The organism is Desertimonas flava (genome assembly GCF_003426815.1).
Lineage (GTDB): Bacteria > Actinomycetota > Acidimicrobiia > Acidimicrobiales > Ilumatobacteraceae > Desertimonas > Desertimonas flava.
The window spans coordinates 217,184-230,955 of the sequence record NZ_QKYK01000006.1; the positions used below are offsets into that span (position 1 = coordinate 217,184).

Annotated in this window: 16 protein-coding genes; 7 read left to right on the forward strand and 9 right to left on the reverse strand. The window is 69.8% G+C overall.

Going from position 1 to position 13,772, the window contains the following annotated elements; translation table 11 throughout:
• Positions 1 to 8: 8 nt before the first annotated feature.
• Complete coding sequence (locus DN771_RS10075; protein WP_162941769.1) at positions 9 to 353, reverse strand: putative quinol monooxygenase; 345 nt, start codon at positions 351 to 353, stop codon at positions 9 to 11.
• Entirely contained in the window at positions 350 to 1,438 is a 1,089-nt protein-coding gene (locus tag DN771_RS10080) for an aromatic ring-hydroxylating oxygenase subunit alpha (protein WP_162941770.1), read from the reverse strand. The genes DN771_RS10075 and DN771_RS10080 overlap by 4 nt, the downstream gene beginning before the upstream one ends.
• A gap of 186 nt (positions 1,439 to 1,624) precedes the next feature.
• Between DN771_RS10080 and DN771_RS10085 the strand changes: the two genes are divergently transcribed.
• Positions 1,625 to 2,194, forward strand: coding sequence for a TetR/AcrR family transcriptional regulator (locus tag DN771_RS10085; RefSeq protein ID WP_116997225.1), 570 nt, complete (start codon positions 1,625 to 1,627; stop codon positions 2,192 to 2,194).
• A 16-nt stretch (positions 2,195 to 2,210) separates the two neighbouring features.
• On the opposite strand, the gene DN771_RS10090 is transcribed toward DN771_RS10085, so the two are convergent.
• Positions 2,211 to 2,705, reverse strand: coding sequence for a pyridoxamine 5'-phosphate oxidase family protein (locus tag DN771_RS10090; protein ID WP_205528514.1), 495 nt, complete (start codon positions 2,703 to 2,705; stop codon positions 2,211 to 2,213).
• 125 nt (positions 2,706 to 2,830) lie between these two features.
• Here DN771_RS10090 and DN771_RS10095 point away from each other — a divergent pair, with 125 nt between their 5' ends.
• Genes DN771_RS10095 through DN771_RS10110 form a run of 4 tightly spaced genes read left to right on the forward strand, consistent with a single transcriptional unit; the run spans position 2,831 to position 6,166 of the window.
• A complete protein-coding gene (locus tag DN771_RS10095) occupies positions 2,831 to 4,228 on the forward strand; it encodes an aromatic ring-hydroxylating oxygenase subunit alpha (protein WP_116997279.1) in 1,398 nt (465 codons plus the stop codon).
• A complete protein-coding gene (locus DN771_RS10100) occupies positions 4,225 to 4,449 on the forward strand; it encodes a hypothetical protein (RefSeq protein WP_116997226.1) in 225 nt (74 codons plus the stop codon). The genes DN771_RS10095 and DN771_RS10100 overlap by 4 nt, the downstream gene beginning before the upstream one ends.
• A 5-nt stretch (positions 4,450 to 4,454) precedes the next feature.
• On the forward strand, positions 4,455 to 5,261 hold the full coding sequence (locus DN771_RS10105; protein ID WP_116997227.1) for a ThuA domain-containing protein: 807 nt from the start codon (positions 4,455 to 4,457) through the stop codon (positions 5,259 to 5,261).
• A complete protein-coding gene (locus DN771_RS10110; RefSeq protein ID WP_116997228.1) occupies positions 5,258 to 6,166 on the forward strand; it encodes a TIGR03619 family F420-dependent LLM class oxidoreductase in 909 nt (302 codons plus the stop codon). The genes DN771_RS10105 and DN771_RS10110 overlap by 4 nt, the downstream gene beginning before the upstream one ends.
• A 128-nt stretch (positions 6,167 to 6,294) precedes the next feature.
• On the opposite strand, the gene DN771_RS10115 is transcribed toward DN771_RS10110, so the two are convergent.
• From DN771_RS10115 to DN771_RS10135, 5 genes are read right to left on the reverse strand one after another with little or no spacing between them, the layout of a single operon-like run.
• Positions 6,295 to 6,810, reverse strand: coding sequence for a pyridoxamine 5'-phosphate oxidase family protein (locus DN771_RS10115; RefSeq protein ID WP_116997229.1), 516 nt, complete (start codon positions 6,808 to 6,810; stop codon positions 6,295 to 6,297).
• Positions 6,807 to 7,574 carry an SDR family NAD(P)-dependent oxidoreductase gene (locus tag DN771_RS10120; protein WP_116997280.1) on the reverse strand — a complete coding sequence of 256 codons (768 nt, stop codon included), beginning with the start codon at positions 7,572 to 7,574 and terminating at the stop codon, positions 6,807 to 6,809. Before DN771_RS10120 ends, DN771_RS10115 begins: the two co-directional genes overlap by 4 nt.
• Before the next feature lie 20 nt (positions 7,575 to 7,594).
• Positions 7,595 to 9,187 carry a class I adenylate-forming enzyme family protein gene (locus DN771_RS10125; protein WP_116997230.1) on the reverse strand — a complete coding sequence of 531 codons (1,593 nt, stop codon included), beginning with the start codon at positions 9,185 to 9,187 and terminating at the stop codon, positions 7,595 to 7,597.
• A 26-nt stretch (positions 9,188 to 9,213) separates the two neighbouring features.
• Positions 9,214 to 10,008 (reverse strand): SDR family NAD(P)-dependent oxidoreductase, encoded by a 795-nt coding sequence (locus DN771_RS10130; protein ID WP_116997231.1) that lies wholly within the window; start codon positions 10,006 to 10,008, stop codon positions 9,214 to 9,216.
• 49 nt (positions 10,009 to 10,057) lie between these two features.
• Positions 10,058 to 10,837: an SDR family NAD(P)-dependent oxidoreductase gene (locus DN771_RS10135; RefSeq protein WP_116997232.1), complete on the reverse strand. Its 780-nt coding sequence runs from the start codon at positions 10,835 to 10,837 to the stop codon at positions 10,058 to 10,060.
• 58 nt (positions 10,838 to 10,895) lie between these two features.
• Between DN771_RS10135 and DN771_RS10140 the strand changes: the two genes are divergently transcribed.
• Entirely contained in the window at positions 10,896 to 11,693 is a 798-nt protein-coding gene (locus tag DN771_RS10140; protein WP_162941771.1) for an SDR family NAD(P)-dependent oxidoreductase, read from the forward strand.
• 19 nt (positions 11,694 to 11,712) lie between these two features.
• On the opposite strand, the gene DN771_RS10145 is transcribed toward DN771_RS10140, so the two are convergent.
• Complete coding sequence (locus DN771_RS10145) at positions 11,713 to 12,354, reverse strand: TetR/AcrR family transcriptional regulator (protein WP_162941772.1); 642 nt, start codon at positions 12,352 to 12,354, stop codon at positions 11,713 to 11,715.
• A gap of 91 nt (positions 12,355 to 12,445) precedes the next feature.
• Here DN771_RS10145 and DN771_RS10150 point away from each other — a divergent pair, with 91 nt between their 5' ends.
• Positions 12,446 to 13,714 (forward strand): acyl-CoA dehydrogenase family protein, encoded by a 1,269-nt coding sequence (locus tag DN771_RS10150; protein ID WP_116997235.1) that lies wholly within the window; start codon positions 12,446 to 12,448, stop codon positions 13,712 to 13,714.
• Positions 13,715 to 13,772: the final 58 nt, after the last annotated feature.

The following is a 13,772-nucleotide window of genomic DNA, read 5'->3' on the forward strand; positions in this document are numbered from 1 at the left end:
GTCGCTCCTCACGCCGGGAAGCCGGCGACCGGTCGCCGGTCCTCGCCGTAGACCGGGCTCTCGGCGTCGATGCGGAGCTTGCGGCTCACCGCCGAAGCCAGGCCGGCGCCGTTGAGCATCTCGCGCATCCGGTGATAGTTCGGATGATCGAAGTGGGCGCGGAGCGTCGCCTCGTCGGCCCACAGCTCGTATACCTGGATCAGGTCGGCCTCGACGGGATCGGCGGCGAAGCAGTACACCAGGCAGCCGGCCTCCTCGTCACGGGTGGCCTGCTGCACGGGCGCCGTGGCGGCGACCAGCGCGTCACGACCCGACGGGTCGGCGACGCGGATCGCCGCTTCGACGACGATCACCCGCCGTCCTTGATCCGCTCGTCCATCTGGGCGTGGTAGTGGGCGAGCTTGCACTCGCGCTCGGAGAGGATGTGCCGGGTGTATCCCGACGACCGCTTGGTGCGGGCGAGCTGGTCGTAGATCGAGATGTCCTCGCCCACCACCACCTTGAGCGCCTCCCAGTGGGCCATCGTGGACTTGAGGTACTTGGCGTACTCGGGGTCGTCGTGATCGCCGGGGTAGATGATCTCCCAGCAGAGGAACTTCGTCCGGTCGACGTCGATCGGGATCGGGTTGAAGACCTGGATGTGCGGCGGGTTGCAGTTGAACACCGTGTTGGGGAACACGACGTAGTGACAGATCGCGTACTTGTGGTGGTCCCAGTTCTCCGCCAGCCGGTCGAGCGTGTCGGTTCGCGGGACGAAGCACATGTAGTTCTGCCCGACGATGTGGAACGAGGTCTGGCGGAACGTCTTGCTGGCCTCGGCCCCCACGTGATGCAGCTGCGTCACGTGATACACCTCGTTGAAGCCGTCGACGATCGCTTTGTAGCTGACCGGCACGTCGTACTCGACGATCTCGTGGAGCACCATGCCCTCCATGTCGAAGCGGCCGAGGTCGGCGGCGATCTCTGGTCCGATCCAATCGAGCAGCGCCGGTGCCCGTTCCGGCCCATCGAGATTGATCCACACCCAACCGCCCCACTCGTCGACGGCGACGGCCGGGGCTCGCACCCCGGCGAGGTGCGACTCGTCGAAGTCCTCGCGCTCGGGGACGCCGACCAGCTTCCCGGTCGTGTCGTACACCCATCCGTGATACGGACACGTGAAGCGGCGGGCGCCGCACCCGGTGAGCTCGCCGACGAGCGCGGGGCCGCGGTGCTGGCACACGTTGTGGAAGGCCGACAGCGAGCCGTCGGGTTGCCGGCTGATCACCACCGTTTCGCCGTGGCCCTCGAACGTGATCCAGTCGCCGGGGTTCGGCACCTGCTCCCGGCGCCCGGCGAGGATCCAGCTGCGTCCGAGCACCCGCTCGCGCTCGAGCTCGAATCGGACGGGGTCGGTGTAGACGTCGCGAGACATCGTGCTCGCCCCGTACTCCGGCACCTGCCGGACCGTCGGTCCGAGGCGGACCGGAACATCCCCCCGTGTCGGCACGTGAACCATGACTGCGACCCCCCTGGTCTTCGTCCCGACCGCGTCGGCCGGTCGCTCCCCCACGAGCGGGATACTGGACAGTTGATATATATCAGCTGACATATCTCCGGTCAACGCCTTGCTACCCTCGGCGGCATGCCCAAGGTGGTGGACGTCGACCAGCGCCGCGGCGAGATCGTCGACGCGACGATGCGCCTGATCGCGCGGGGCGGGCTCGGGGCGGCGACGATGCGCGACATCGCCGCCGAAGCCGGATGGACGACGGGCGTCGTCAACCACTACTTCGCCGACAAGCGGGAACTGTTGCGCCAGACGCTCCAGCAGTCGATCCGGCGGAGGGTGGCATCCCGAAGCCACACCGAGGACACGCCACCCGCGCAGCGGCTGCGCGACGAGCTCGCCGCCGCCCTCCCGCTGGACGAGGAAGGGCGGATGCACTGGCTGGTGACCGCGGCGTTCCTGTCGCAGGCGGCGGGCGACGCCGAGCTGGCCACCGTGCAACGGGATGCCTACCGGGCGTTCCGCGCCAACGTCGCCGCCCTGGTCGAGGCGACCGACGGGGTCGACGCCGCCACCGCCCGCGAGCGTGCCGAGCAGCTCATCGCGTCGATCGACGGGGTGGCGATGCAGGCGATGTTCGATCCGGAGTCGTGGCCGCCGCAGCGTCAGCTCGCCCTGCTCGACGCCGCGCTCGGCGCCGATTGAGCGGCGCGGCACCCACTCAACCGTTGACGCCGGGAGACCGCGCCCACATCAGCGCGCCGTCGAAGCTCAAGGTGTAGTCGGGTGTGAACTCGATGATCACGCGGTGCGGCGAATCGAGGAAGTTGCGGAACACCTCGGCCGCCGCCGGGTCGGGCCGCAGGTAGCTGGCGAACTCCGGATAGAACCAGTCCTTGGTCTCCCGGTCGTCGTGGATGACGCAGGACCCCTTGTAGCTGACGGTCTTGGCCGGCCCCATCGACGATCCGGTGCTGTTGATGCAGACGGCGGCCCGCGGGAACCGGCGCAGCGCGCTGATCCGCGCCCGGCGCTCCGCCGCGGTCAGCCACAGCTTCCCGTCCTTGGGCAGGTACGCCATGATCACGCCGAACGCCTCGCCATCGCGGTTGGTCCACATGAAGGTGCACTCCTTGGCGGTGGCGACGAGCTGCTGCTCGAGCTCCGCGGAGAGGCCGCACTCGGTCAGGTCCTCGTAGTCCTCGTGATCCGCCATGTCGTCTCCTTCGATGCAAGCAAGCGAGCGCCAGCGAGCGAGCGTCCACACGCGGCCTGCGTGGCCGGGGAACGCAATTGTGGCACGTCTGGACGGAAACTAATCAACCGGTCAATACTGTGACGATGACCGCCACCGAGACCGGGGCCCGCTCGCCCGGCATCACCTATCAGCAGCTGCTGGACGGCGACACTCACCCGGTTCCGGATGTGCTGCGGCTCGAGTCGCCGCGCTTCCTCGGTGACCACGACGTCCCTCGCACGCGCTACACGTCGCGGTCGTACCACCGGCTGGAGGTGGAGCGGCTCTGGCGACGCGTCTGGCAGTTCGCGTGCCGCGAGGAGCACATCCCCGAACCCGGCGATCACATCGTCTACGAGATCGCCGAGCTGTCGTTCATCGTGATGCGGACCACGGACGGCTCGATCAAGGCGTTCCCGAACGCCTGCCTCCACCGCGGCCGCCGCCTCAAGGATCACGAAGGGCACTGCTCGGAGATCCGCTGCGCGTTCCACGGCTTCGCCTGGACCCTCGACGGGGCGCTCGCCGACGTGCCCGCGGGCTGGGACTTCCCACACGTGGAGAGCCGCGCCGACGGTTTCCGTCTTCCCGAATGCCGCGTCGGCACCTGGGCCGGGTTCGTATTCGTCAACCCCGATCCCGACGCCGCCCCGTTCGAGGAGTTCATCAGCGGGCTCGCCGAACACTTCGACATCTGGGATCTCGGCAACCGCTACGTCGAGGCCCACGTGGCCAAGGTGATCGAGGCCAACTGGAAGATCGCCCAGGAGGCGTTCTGCGAGGCGTTCCACGTCAACGCCACGCACCCGCAGATCCTCCCCTACCTCGGCGACACCAACTCGCAGGTCGACGTGTGGGACAACTTCGCGCGGGTCATCACGCCGGGCGGCACCCCGAGCCCACTGCTCGGCTGGGAGCCGTCGCAGGACGAGATGATGCGGGCGATGCTCGACATCCGCGTCGACCAGGATCTCCCGGTGTCGCTGTCCGACGGCCAGACGGCTCGCGCTGCCGGCGCCGCGGCGGCGCGTGAGCGGTGGCGGCCGATCGTCGGTGACGCCGTCGACGGGATGAGCGACGCCGAGATGATGGACAGCCTCGACTACACGCTCTTCCCGAACTTTCATCCGTGGGGGGCGTTCAACCGCATCGTGTACCGGTTCCGCCCCAACGGCGACGATCACCGCAGCTCGATCATGGAGGTGTTCTTCCTGTCGCCGTTCACCGGGGAGCGCCCGGCGCCGGCGCCGATGCACGTGCTCGGCGTCGACGAGCCGTGGACCAACGCCGCCGAGCTCGGCATGCTGGCCAAGGTGTTCGATCAGGACACGTTCAACATGTGCAACGTGCAGCGCGGGCTCGAGGCGACGTTCAAGCCGGGCATCACGCTGGCCAACTACCAAGAGTCGAAGGTGCGCTGGTTGCACGAGATGCTCACCGAGTGGGTCGGCGAGGACGCCGACGAGATCGCCGCGCTGACACCGGTGGAGGTGCGCAGGTGAACGGCATCGTGCACCCGTTCACCAAGGCGCTCTACGAGCAGGACGGCGAGGGCCACATCCGCGTCACCGACGGGGATCGCCAGGGGGTCTTCACCATCACCGGTCGCTGGCTCAGCGGCGATCTGCGCGAGTGCGACCCCCAGCTGTGTGGCTGGGTCGGCGGCCCGCAGATCGGCAATCACCGCGTGACCCCGGCGCCCGCCCACACGACGGGCCGGTGAGGGCGGTGGGCGACCGTCCCGTCGACACGCTGGTCGTCACGGGGGGCCACCCGTTCGAGGCCGAGCCCTTCTTCGCCGTCTTCGACTCGCTCGACTCGATCACCTGGACATCGGCCACCGAACCCGGCGACGGCCACGACGTCGTCGTGTTCTACGACATGCCGGGGCTGCGGTTCACTCGCGGTGATCCACCGGTCGAGGTCGTCGAGCCGACGCCCGATCAGCGCGCGGCGATCGCACGACTCTGCGAGCGCGGGACCGGCCTCGTCTTCCTCCACCACGCCGTGGCCGGCTGGCCGGCGTGGCCGGCCTACGCCGAGCTCGTCGGCGGACGGTTCCACTACCAACCGGCCACGTTGTGCGGGACGGAGTACCCAGACAGCGGCTACCGGTTCGACGTCGAGCACACCGTCGAGGTGCTCGACCCGGCCCATCCGGTCTGCGCCGGGCTCGGACCGTCGTTCTCGCTCACCGACGAGCTCTACTGCGCTCCGGTGTTCGAGGACCGCGTCGTCCCGTTGATGCGGACGTCGTTCCCCACCGGTGACCCGGCGCAGTTCTTCTCCGCCGACCAGGCGATCCGTGGCGTCCGCAACCGCAACGACGGCTGGTCGCACCCTCCGGGGTCGAACCTCGTCGCGTGGGCGAAGGCCGCGGGACGCAGCCCGGTCGTCTACCTCCAGTTCGGTGACGGTCCCGTCACGTACGCCGATCCGTCGTATCGGCGGGCGCTCGCCAACGCCATCGCGTGGGTGGCGTCCCCCGACGCCCGCGAGTGGGCGGCGGCACGACACGAGGAGGTTCCGAGATGACCGGTGTCGGCCTCTGCCTGCCCCAGCTCGGCGACGGGTTGTCACCGACGCTGCTTCGCGAGTTCTGCCACCGGGCCGAGGAGCACGGCTTCACCAGCCTGTGGGTGCAGGACCACTTCATGTGGCCCCTCCAGCCCCGGCGTGGCTACGCGGGGCGTCCCGACGCGCCGATCCCCCGCCAGTACCAGAGCGTCCTCTCCCCGACCGAGCTGCTCGCCGCGGTCGCCGGTTGGACGTCGGCCGCGCGCGTCGGCACATCGATCCTCGTGGCCGGCAACCACTGGCCGGCCCAGCTCGCCGGACGGCTGGCCACGATCGACGTGTTGTCGGGCGGCCGCCTGTCGGTCGGGCTGGGCGTCGGCTGGTCCGACGAGGAGCACGAGGCCTCTGGCACCGACATCGCCACCCGCGGTAAGCGGATGGACGACTTCGTGCCCGCTTTGCTCGCCTGCTGGGGTGACGATCCGGTCAGCTTCGACAGCCCCTCGTTCACACTCAGCGAGTGCGTGGTGCGGCCGAAGCCGGTGCAGCAGCCCCGCCCGCCGCTGCTGTCGGGCATGTGGAGCCCGGCCGGCCTGGAGCGCACCCGGCTGCTCTTCGACGGCTGGAACCCGGCCGGCCTCACGGTGGACGCCGCCGCCGTGGCGTTGGGGACGATGAACGCCGACCGTCCCGTCGGGATGGCCCCGCTGACGATGCACCACCGCAGCTTCGTGCAGTTCCCGCACGCGCCGACACCGACCGACGATCCCGTCGAGCGGCTGTGCGCCGAAGCGGCTGCGGCCGCGGTTCAGGGCTTCGACGACTTCATCATCGAACACAACTTCTGGTCCGGCGTCGCCGACCCGGCGGGCTGGCTGGACGTGCCCGCCACCTTCGCCCCCGTCGTCGCCGCCGCGAGATAGTGCCGCGAGGGTGTGCGGAGAGGTTCTTCGTGAACCCTGGACGCGTGACGGATGGTGCCAGGCACCTCCCGTAACGGCAGCGACATACACCTCTCCGCGCGGCTCCCAGGCACATCCCGTCAGGGACCTCAGGCGGTCGTGCGGGACTCGATCCACTCGGCGGTCGCCGCGCGCATCTTGGCCCCGTCGTAGCCGATGCGCTCGGTCGGCTCGACGCGAAGGATCACGCGCCGCGGCGAGTCGAGGAACGACTGGAAGGCCTTCGCCCGGGCCGGATCGTCGGGATTGATCGCCCGGGAGAGCTCCGGGTAGAACCAGTCCTTGGTCTCCTGGTCGTCGTGGAGCGTGCACGTGCCCTTCCACGTGACCGTCTTGTTCCGCGGCAACGGCGACCCGGTGGACGTCACGACGACGCACACACGCGGATCGCGGCGGACGGCCGAGATCCGGGCCCGCTGCGACGACGCCGTCAGCCAGAAGCAGCCCTTGCGCCAGACGTACGACATGATCACGCCGACCGGCCAGCCCTCCTTGTTCGACCAGATGAACGTGCACTCGTTGTGGGCGAGCAGCAGCTGCTCCTCGACGTCGTCGTCGAGGCCGTACACGGTGACGTCCTCGTAGTTCTCGGGATGGTCGGTCATGACGGTGTCCTTTCGGGGGGAAGAAACTGGCCGGTCGAGGCCGTGATGCCGCCGTCCACCGGGACGACGGCGCCGGTGACGAAACTGGCGTCCGGAGACAGCAGGAAGGCGATGACGGCGGCGACCTCCTCGGGGCGGCCCCAGCGCTGCAGCGGCACGTGGCGGCGCAGCGCCTCCTTGCGTTCGGGGAACCGCTCGACGTGGGCGGTCATGCCGGTCTCGGTGGGACCGGGGCAGACGGCGTTGACGGTGATGGCGTCGGCGGCGAGGTCGATGGCCGCGCCGCGTACGAGGTTGATCACCGCCGCCTTGGAGGCGTTGTAGGCCCACATCCCCGGGTCGGCGCCGATGCCCGACGTCGACGCCGTGGCCACGATGCGGCCGCCGCCAGCGGCGCGCAGCGCGGGCACGGCGGCGCGGATGCCGAGCAGCACACCGCGGAGATTGACCTCCACGGTGCGGTCGAAGTCGGCCAGCGGCATCTCGACGAGATCGCCGCGGCTCGGCACACCGGCGTTCAACGCCACCGCGTCGAGGCGGCCGAAGCAATCGACGGCGGTGGCGACCGCTGCGCCGTTGTCCGACTCGCTGGCCACGTCGCCGGTGAGACCGATGACGCGGTCGTCGCCGTCGGCCCACTCCGGTGCCACCAGGTCGACGGCGACCACGCGGGCACCGCCGGCGACGAGCTGCTGGGCGAGCGCTCGACCGATGCCCGACGCGGCGCCGGTCACCACGGCGACCCGTCCCTCGTGACCGCTCACGACGGCACCGCCGGTGGAGCTCAAGAGTCGTCCTCGCCAGCGAGCGAGCGAGCGCCGGCGAGCGAGCGGTCGGCCGCGGCCTGCGTGGCCGGGGAACGCTGCAACTCGGCCTGCGTGGCCGGGGAACGCTGCAGATCGGCGAGGACGTCACGCCGGCGGATCTTCCCTGACATGGTCTTGGGCAACTCGTCGGCGAAGAGCACCCGTTTGGGCACCTTGTAAGCGGCCAGCCCCCGGCGCGCCTCGGCGAGCACGGCGTCCGCGGTCAGCTCGGGTGACCCGGCGATGACGGCCACCACCTCCTCGCCCCACGTGTCGTGGGGTACGCCGACGACGGCCACCTCACGCACCCCGTCCACTCCGAACAGCACGCTCTCCACCTCGGCGGGGTACACGTTGAGGCCTCCCGAGATGATCAGGTCCTTCTTGCGGTCGACGATCGTGAAGTACCCCTCGTCGTCGCGGGAGGCCAGGTCGCCCGTGTGCAACCAGCCGTCGACGAGCGTTCGGGCCGTCTCGTCGGGATCGTTCCAGTACCCGGCGAAGACCACGGGCCCGCGCAGCACGAGTTCGCCCACCTCGCCGGGAGCGCACTCGCCGCCGGAATCGTCGACCACCTTGCCCTCCGAGTAGAGGAGGCTGACGCCGCACGAGCCGAGCTTGCGCTCGATGTCCTCCGGCGGCAGGTAGAGACCGAGACCGTTGCCCTCCGTCAGGGCGTAGGCCTGGGCGAACGGAACACCGCGCGCCTGCCACGCCTCGATCAACGGCAGGGGCACCGGGGCGGCACCGATGAACCCGAGCCGGAGCGACGAGAGATCGGTGTCGGCGAACCGGGGGTGATCGAGCATCGCCTTCCACATCGTCGGCACGCCGGCGACGAACGGGATGCGGTAACGCTCGATGGCGGCGAGCGTCCGCCCGGGGTCGAAGGCCCGCTCGAGCACCATCGTGACGCCGCAGTGGACGGCGGGCATCGTCGCCGACATCGTGCCGCCGGTGAAGGCGAGCGGGAAGTGGCAGATGTGCACGTCGCCGGGAGCGTGGCGCACCTGGATCGCCCACTGGATGGTGCAGAACAAGATGTTGCCGTGCGTGGTGACCGCCCCCTTGGGCCGGCCCGTGGTGCCCGACGTGTAGAGGATGACGGCGGGGTCGTCGAGACCGACGTCGACCGCCACGGGCTCGGGCCGGGGACCGTCGGTGACGGCGGCCGGTGGGTCGGCGGCACTCAGCCAGTGCTCGACGGGCAGGTTCGGCGCCACCTCGTCGACGACGGCGGCGAAGTCGCCGTCCGTGACGACGACCCTGGCGCCGGAATGATCGAGCGAGTAGGTGACCTCTCGCGGGCTCAGGAAGTGGTTGACGGGCACGACGATCGCACCCAGGCGGGTTGCGGCGAAGAAGACGTAGAGGAACTCGGGCCGGTTGTGCATGTACAGACCGACGCGGTCACCGCGCTCGACCCCGCACGACCGGAGTGCATGGGCCCAGCGGTCCACCCGCTCGTCGTACTCCCGCCATGTCGTCGTCTCGTCGTCGAACACGATGGCCGGCGCATCCGGCCTCAGCCGTGCCCAGTTGGCGACCCAGCTGGCGATTCCCCCGAACATGTCGACTCCTTTCGTCGGTACGGTCGTCAGTAGGGCATCGTCCCGCCGTCGACCGGGAACAGGCAGCCGGTCATGTTCCGGGCCGCGTCGCTGGCGAGGAACGCGGCGACGGCGCCCACCTCGGCGGCCGTGTTGAGCCGCTTCAGCGCCGACTCCTGCGCGAACAGGTCGAGCAGCGCCTCGTAGGAGTCGAGGCCCATCGCCGTCGCCGACGCCGGGCCGGTCGCCTGCACGATGTCGGTCTCGACGAGCCCGGGCAGGATGGCGTTGATCGTGATGCCGAGCGTCCCCACCTCGTGGGCGGCCGCCTTCACCAGACCGTTGACGGCGTGCTTGGTGGCCACGTAGCCGGGGAGGCCCGGCTTGCCGAGCTTCCCCTCCACCGACGAGGTGACGAGGATGCGCCCGCTGCCCCGCGGGATCATGTGCTGCAACGCCCGGCGCATCCCCCAGAAGACGTGGTTGAGGTTCCAGTCGACCTCGAGGGTCCACTCCTCGTCCGTCATCAGGTGGACCGGCGCAGTCGCCGCGACGCCACCCGAGTTGAGGACGCAGATGTCGAGCTGGCCGTAGCGCTCGATGGTGTGGTCGACCAACGCTTCGACATCGGCCTGCTTGGCGGCATCTCCGGCGAAGAAGCTCGCCCGGTCACCAGCGCCCATCTCGTCGAGACAGCGCTGCCCCTTCTCTGCGTCGCGCCCGTTGACAACGACGGATGCGCCACGGCCCAGCAAGGCCTCGGCGATCCCGCGCCCGATGCTGCGCGTCCCTCCCGTGATGCACGCCACCCGACCCTCGAGCGATGCCGCCGTGTTCCCCATCTGTCCCCCTCTGTCGTTCTGTCGTTGTGCTGCGAAGCCGGGCGCCGGATCAGTACGGCGACGTGCCGCCGTCGATGGAGATCGCCGAGCCGGTGATGCCGGCACCGGCCTCCGAAGCCAGCAGGAGCGCCACGGCGCCGACGTCGGCGACGTCGTTGAGCCGCTTGATCGCCGACTCCCTGGCGAACCACTGGAGGAACTCGGCGTACGTCAAGCCCATCGCCTCGGCCGCAGCCGGGCCGGCCTCGGTCATCATGTCCGTCTCGATGCCGCCCGGGCACAGCACGTTGACCGTGATCCCGAGCGGGCCGACCTCCTGCGCCGCCGACTTGGTGAGCCCGTTGACGGCGTGCTTCGCCGACACGTACGGGCTGATCACCGGCTTGCCGACCTTGCCCTCGAGGGAGCCGACCGAGATGATCCGGCCCGATCCCTGGGGGATCATGTACTTGAACGCCCGGCGCATCACCCAGAACGTGTGCCAGAAGATCCACGTCATCGCGAGGTTCATCGCCTCGTCGGTGGTCTCGGCCACAGGTGCGAACCCCGAACTGCCGCCGGCGTTCGGTACGGCGATGTCGAGCCGCCCGTAGCGCTCGACGGTGCCGTCGACGATCGCCTCGCAGTCCTCGCGCTTGCACACGTCGCCAGCGATGAAGTACAGCCGCTCGCCGGCGTCGAGCTCGTCGATGGTCGCCCGCGCCTTCGCCGGGTCACGCCCGTTGATGACGACGCTCGCCCCCTCCGCCAAGAACGCTTCGGCGATGCCTCGCCCGATGCCGCGTGTGCCACCCGTGATGCACGCGACCTGCCCCTCCAGAATCCCCATGGCCGCAGAACATATCGCGCGATAGGAGGGTTCCGTATCACGCGATATGTTCCGCCCCATGCAGCCAGAGATCGGACAGCTCCTCGCCCTCGACGGTCGCAAGGCGCTCGTGACCGGCGGGGCCACCGGGATCGGCGAGGCGATCGCCACGGTCCTGGCTGCCGCCGGTGCCGATGTCACCATCGGCGACCGCGACGTCGACGGTGCCGAGCGGGTCGCCGCGGCGATCGGCGGCGCCGGCGTCGCCATGGACGTGACCGATCCCGCGTCCGTGGAAGCGGCCACGGCGTCCGTCGGCGGCATCGATCTGCTCGTGAACAACGCCGGCACGTACCTCGAGGCCGGCAGCATCCTCGATCAGACCGCCGAGTCCTGGCAGCGCTCGATCGACGTCAACCTGGCCGGGGTGTTCCACTGCTCGAAGGCCGCCGCCACCGCCATGGTGACCGCCGGGCGCCCGGGCGCGATCGTCAACATCGCGTCGGTCGACGGCATCCTGCCGTGCCTCGGCACCGGCTACGACTCGGCCAAGGCGGGCGTCATCCAGTTCACCCGTTCACTCGCCGTCGACCTCGCGCCGCACGGCATCCGCGTCAACGGCGTCGCGCCGGGGAACGTGCCGGTGCCCACGCTGGCGAAGATCCGCTCCGGCGAGCTGCCACCGCTGTGGCCGGCCGACTCGTCGCCGTCGGGGCTGATGGGCCCGATGATGCGTCAGCGCAGCGCCAACATCCCCCTCGGTCGCCCGGGCCGACCCGAAGAGATCGCCCACGCCGTGTTGTTCCTCGCATCGGCGGCGGCCAACTACGTCACCGGCCACACGCTCACCGTCGACGGTGGCTGGACCCTCGTCTGAGCCGGCACCGGCGGGCCGCTCAGGCCCGCTTGATCAGGTTGCCCTCGATGAGCATCTTGATCGCCTCGATCGCCGCCAGGTGGGTGTCGGGATCGTCGGAGACGGCGTCGACCAGACCGATCAGCATCACGCGGATGAGCGCCACCATCCGCAGCCGGTCGCGCTTGCGGACCTCTCCGGTCTTGATGCCGAGGTCGACCAGGCTTTCGAAGAACATCTCCCTGCGCCGCGTCGATCCCTTGAACACGTCGCGAAGCTCGGGGTTGCGCCGAACGTCGATACGGACCGCACCGAGGAAGCGGGCCAGGCTGGGGTCGGTGTTGTTCAACTCGTGCGAGGTGTCGAGCACCCGCTCGATGCCGCCGACGAACGTCTCGGCATCGGCGACCTGTTGCTCGAAGCGGTCGTAGACGACGCGCTGCGCCTCCTCGTTGACCGCCTTGTAGAGGTCGAACTTCGAGTCGAAGTAGTGGTAGATCGCGCCGGTCGTGACACCGGCGTTGTGGGCCAGATGCTTGTTGGTCGTGGCCTCGTAGCCGAGCTCGGAGAACGTGGTTCGGGCATGGGTGAGGATCCGTTCGCGGGTCGCACCCGACCGTGACGCCGGAGGGCGCCCGAGCTTGCGAGGGGGAGTCTTTCGCGCGGCGCTGGCTCGGGTCACCCGATCAGTATGCCCCGTCAAGCCCACTGACCACGGGAGTCTGGACTCCGGCTTCCGAAACCTACCGATCAGTCAATTAGGCTGGCCGACGATGAGTGCTGCTCCCGATCTCGACGAGTTCTTGGCGGAGGCGACGGCGTTCCTCGACGAGCATGCCGAACGCCGCTCCTCCGGCGAGCATGACGACGAGATGGTCTGGGGCAAGGGCGAGTTCGACGTGTCGGTGTTCCACGCCCTGTCGGAGAACGACGAGCGGGCGCTGCTGCAACGAGCCCAGGACTGGACGCAGACGAAGGCCGAGCGCGGGTATCACGCCATCGACTGGCCCACCGAGCTCGGCGGACTCGGCCTGCCGAGCGCCTACGCCCGCGCCTACGGCCGTCTCGAGCGCGGCTACCAGACGCCCGCGGGGCACGAGACCCACAGCGTGACGACGCGCCTGATCGCTCCGACGGTCCGCGTGTTCGGCACCGACGAGCAGCGCGCCGACCTCGTGCCGCGGTTCCTCACCGCCCGAGAGCTCTGTTGCCAGCTCTTCTCCGAGCCAGGCGCCGGTTCCGACCTCGCCGGGCTGTCCTGCCGGGCCGAACGGGACGGCGACGAGTGGGTCATCAACGGGCAGAAGGTCTGGAGCTCCGGTGCGCAGTTCTCCCGTTGGGGCGAGCTGATCGCCCGGCACGACCCCGACGTGGTGAAGCACAAGGGGATGACGGCGTTCGTCATCCCGATGGACCTCCCCGGGACGACGATCCGCCCCATCAAGCAGATGAGCGGAGGGTCGTCGTTCAACGAGGTGTTCTTCGACGACGTGCGGGTGCCCGACTCGATGCGCCTCGGCGACGTGGGCGACGGCTGGAAGGTCGCCCTCACCACGCTCGGCTTCGAGCGCGACCACTCCGACAGCGCCGGCGGCGGGGGCGGCCGGGTCGGCGGATCATGGCGGCAGCTGCTCGCCACGGCCCGGGCGGTCGGCGTGAACGCCGATCCGGTCGTGCGCCAGCGTCTCGCCAGGGTGTACGCGGATCACCGCATCGAGCAGTTCGTCAGCCGGCGATCGGCCGACCTCCGCCGCGCCGGGCAGCCGGCGGGTCCGGAAGGCTCGCTCGGCAAGCTGCTGTGGACCAACGGCATGAACGGCATGTCCGACGCCATCAGCGCCGTGCTCGGCGCCGCCCTCGTGGCCGACACCGGCGCGTGGGGAACCTACGAGTGGGGCGCCCACGTCCTCGGTGCGCCGGGGTACCGCATCGCCGGCGGCTCGGACGAGGTGCAGCGCAACATCATCGGCGAGCGCGTGCTCGGCCTCCCCGCCGAGCCTCGCGTCGACAAGGACGCCGCCTGGCGCGACGTCCCCCGCTGAGTCCGTCAGCTGACGGTTGGTGCCAGGCACCAACCGTCAGGTGCAGGACACACTGGAC

Excerpts from the sequence above, each read along its gene's own strand:
- DN771_RS10135 (WP_116997232.1), bottom strand. The coding sequence starts at position 10,837 with ATGGGGATTCTGGAGGGGCAGGTCGCGTGCATCACGGGTGGCACACGC.
- DN771_RS10140 (WP_162941771.1), top strand. The coding sequence starts at position 10,896 with ATGCAGCCAGAGATCGGACAGCTCCTCGCCCTCGACGGTCGCAAGGCG.
- DN771_RS10085 (WP_116997225.1), top strand. The coding sequence starts at position 1,625 with ATGCCCAAGGTGGTGGACGTCGACCAGCGCCGCGGCGAGATCGTCGAC.
- DN771_RS10150 (WP_116997235.1), top strand. The coding sequence starts at position 12,446 with ATGAGTGCTGCTCCCGATCTCGACGAGTTCTTGGCGGAGGCGACGGCG.
- DN771_RS10125 (WP_116997230.1), bottom strand. The coding sequence starts at position 9,187 with ATGTTCGGGGGAATCGCCAGCTGGGTCGCCAACTGGGCACGGCTGAGG.
- DN771_RS10115 (WP_116997229.1), bottom strand. The coding sequence starts at position 6,810 with ATGACCGACCATCCCGAGAACTACGAGGACGTCACCGTGTACGGCCTC.
- DN771_RS10090 (WP_205528514.1), bottom strand. The coding sequence starts at position 2,705 with ATGGCGGATCACGAGGACTACGAGGACCTGACCGAGTGCGGCCTCTCC.
- DN771_RS10130 (WP_116997231.1), bottom strand. The coding sequence starts at position 10,008 with ATGGGGAACACGGCGGCATCGCTCGAGGGTCGGGTGGCGTGCATCACG.
- DN771_RS10095 (WP_116997279.1), top strand. The coding sequence starts at position 2,831 with ATGACCGCCACCGAGACCGGGGCCCGCTCGCCCGGCATCACCTATCAG.
- DN771_RS10110 (WP_116997228.1), top strand. The coding sequence starts at position 5,258 with ATGACCGGTGTCGGCCTCTGCCTGCCCCAGCTCGGCGACGGGTTGTCA.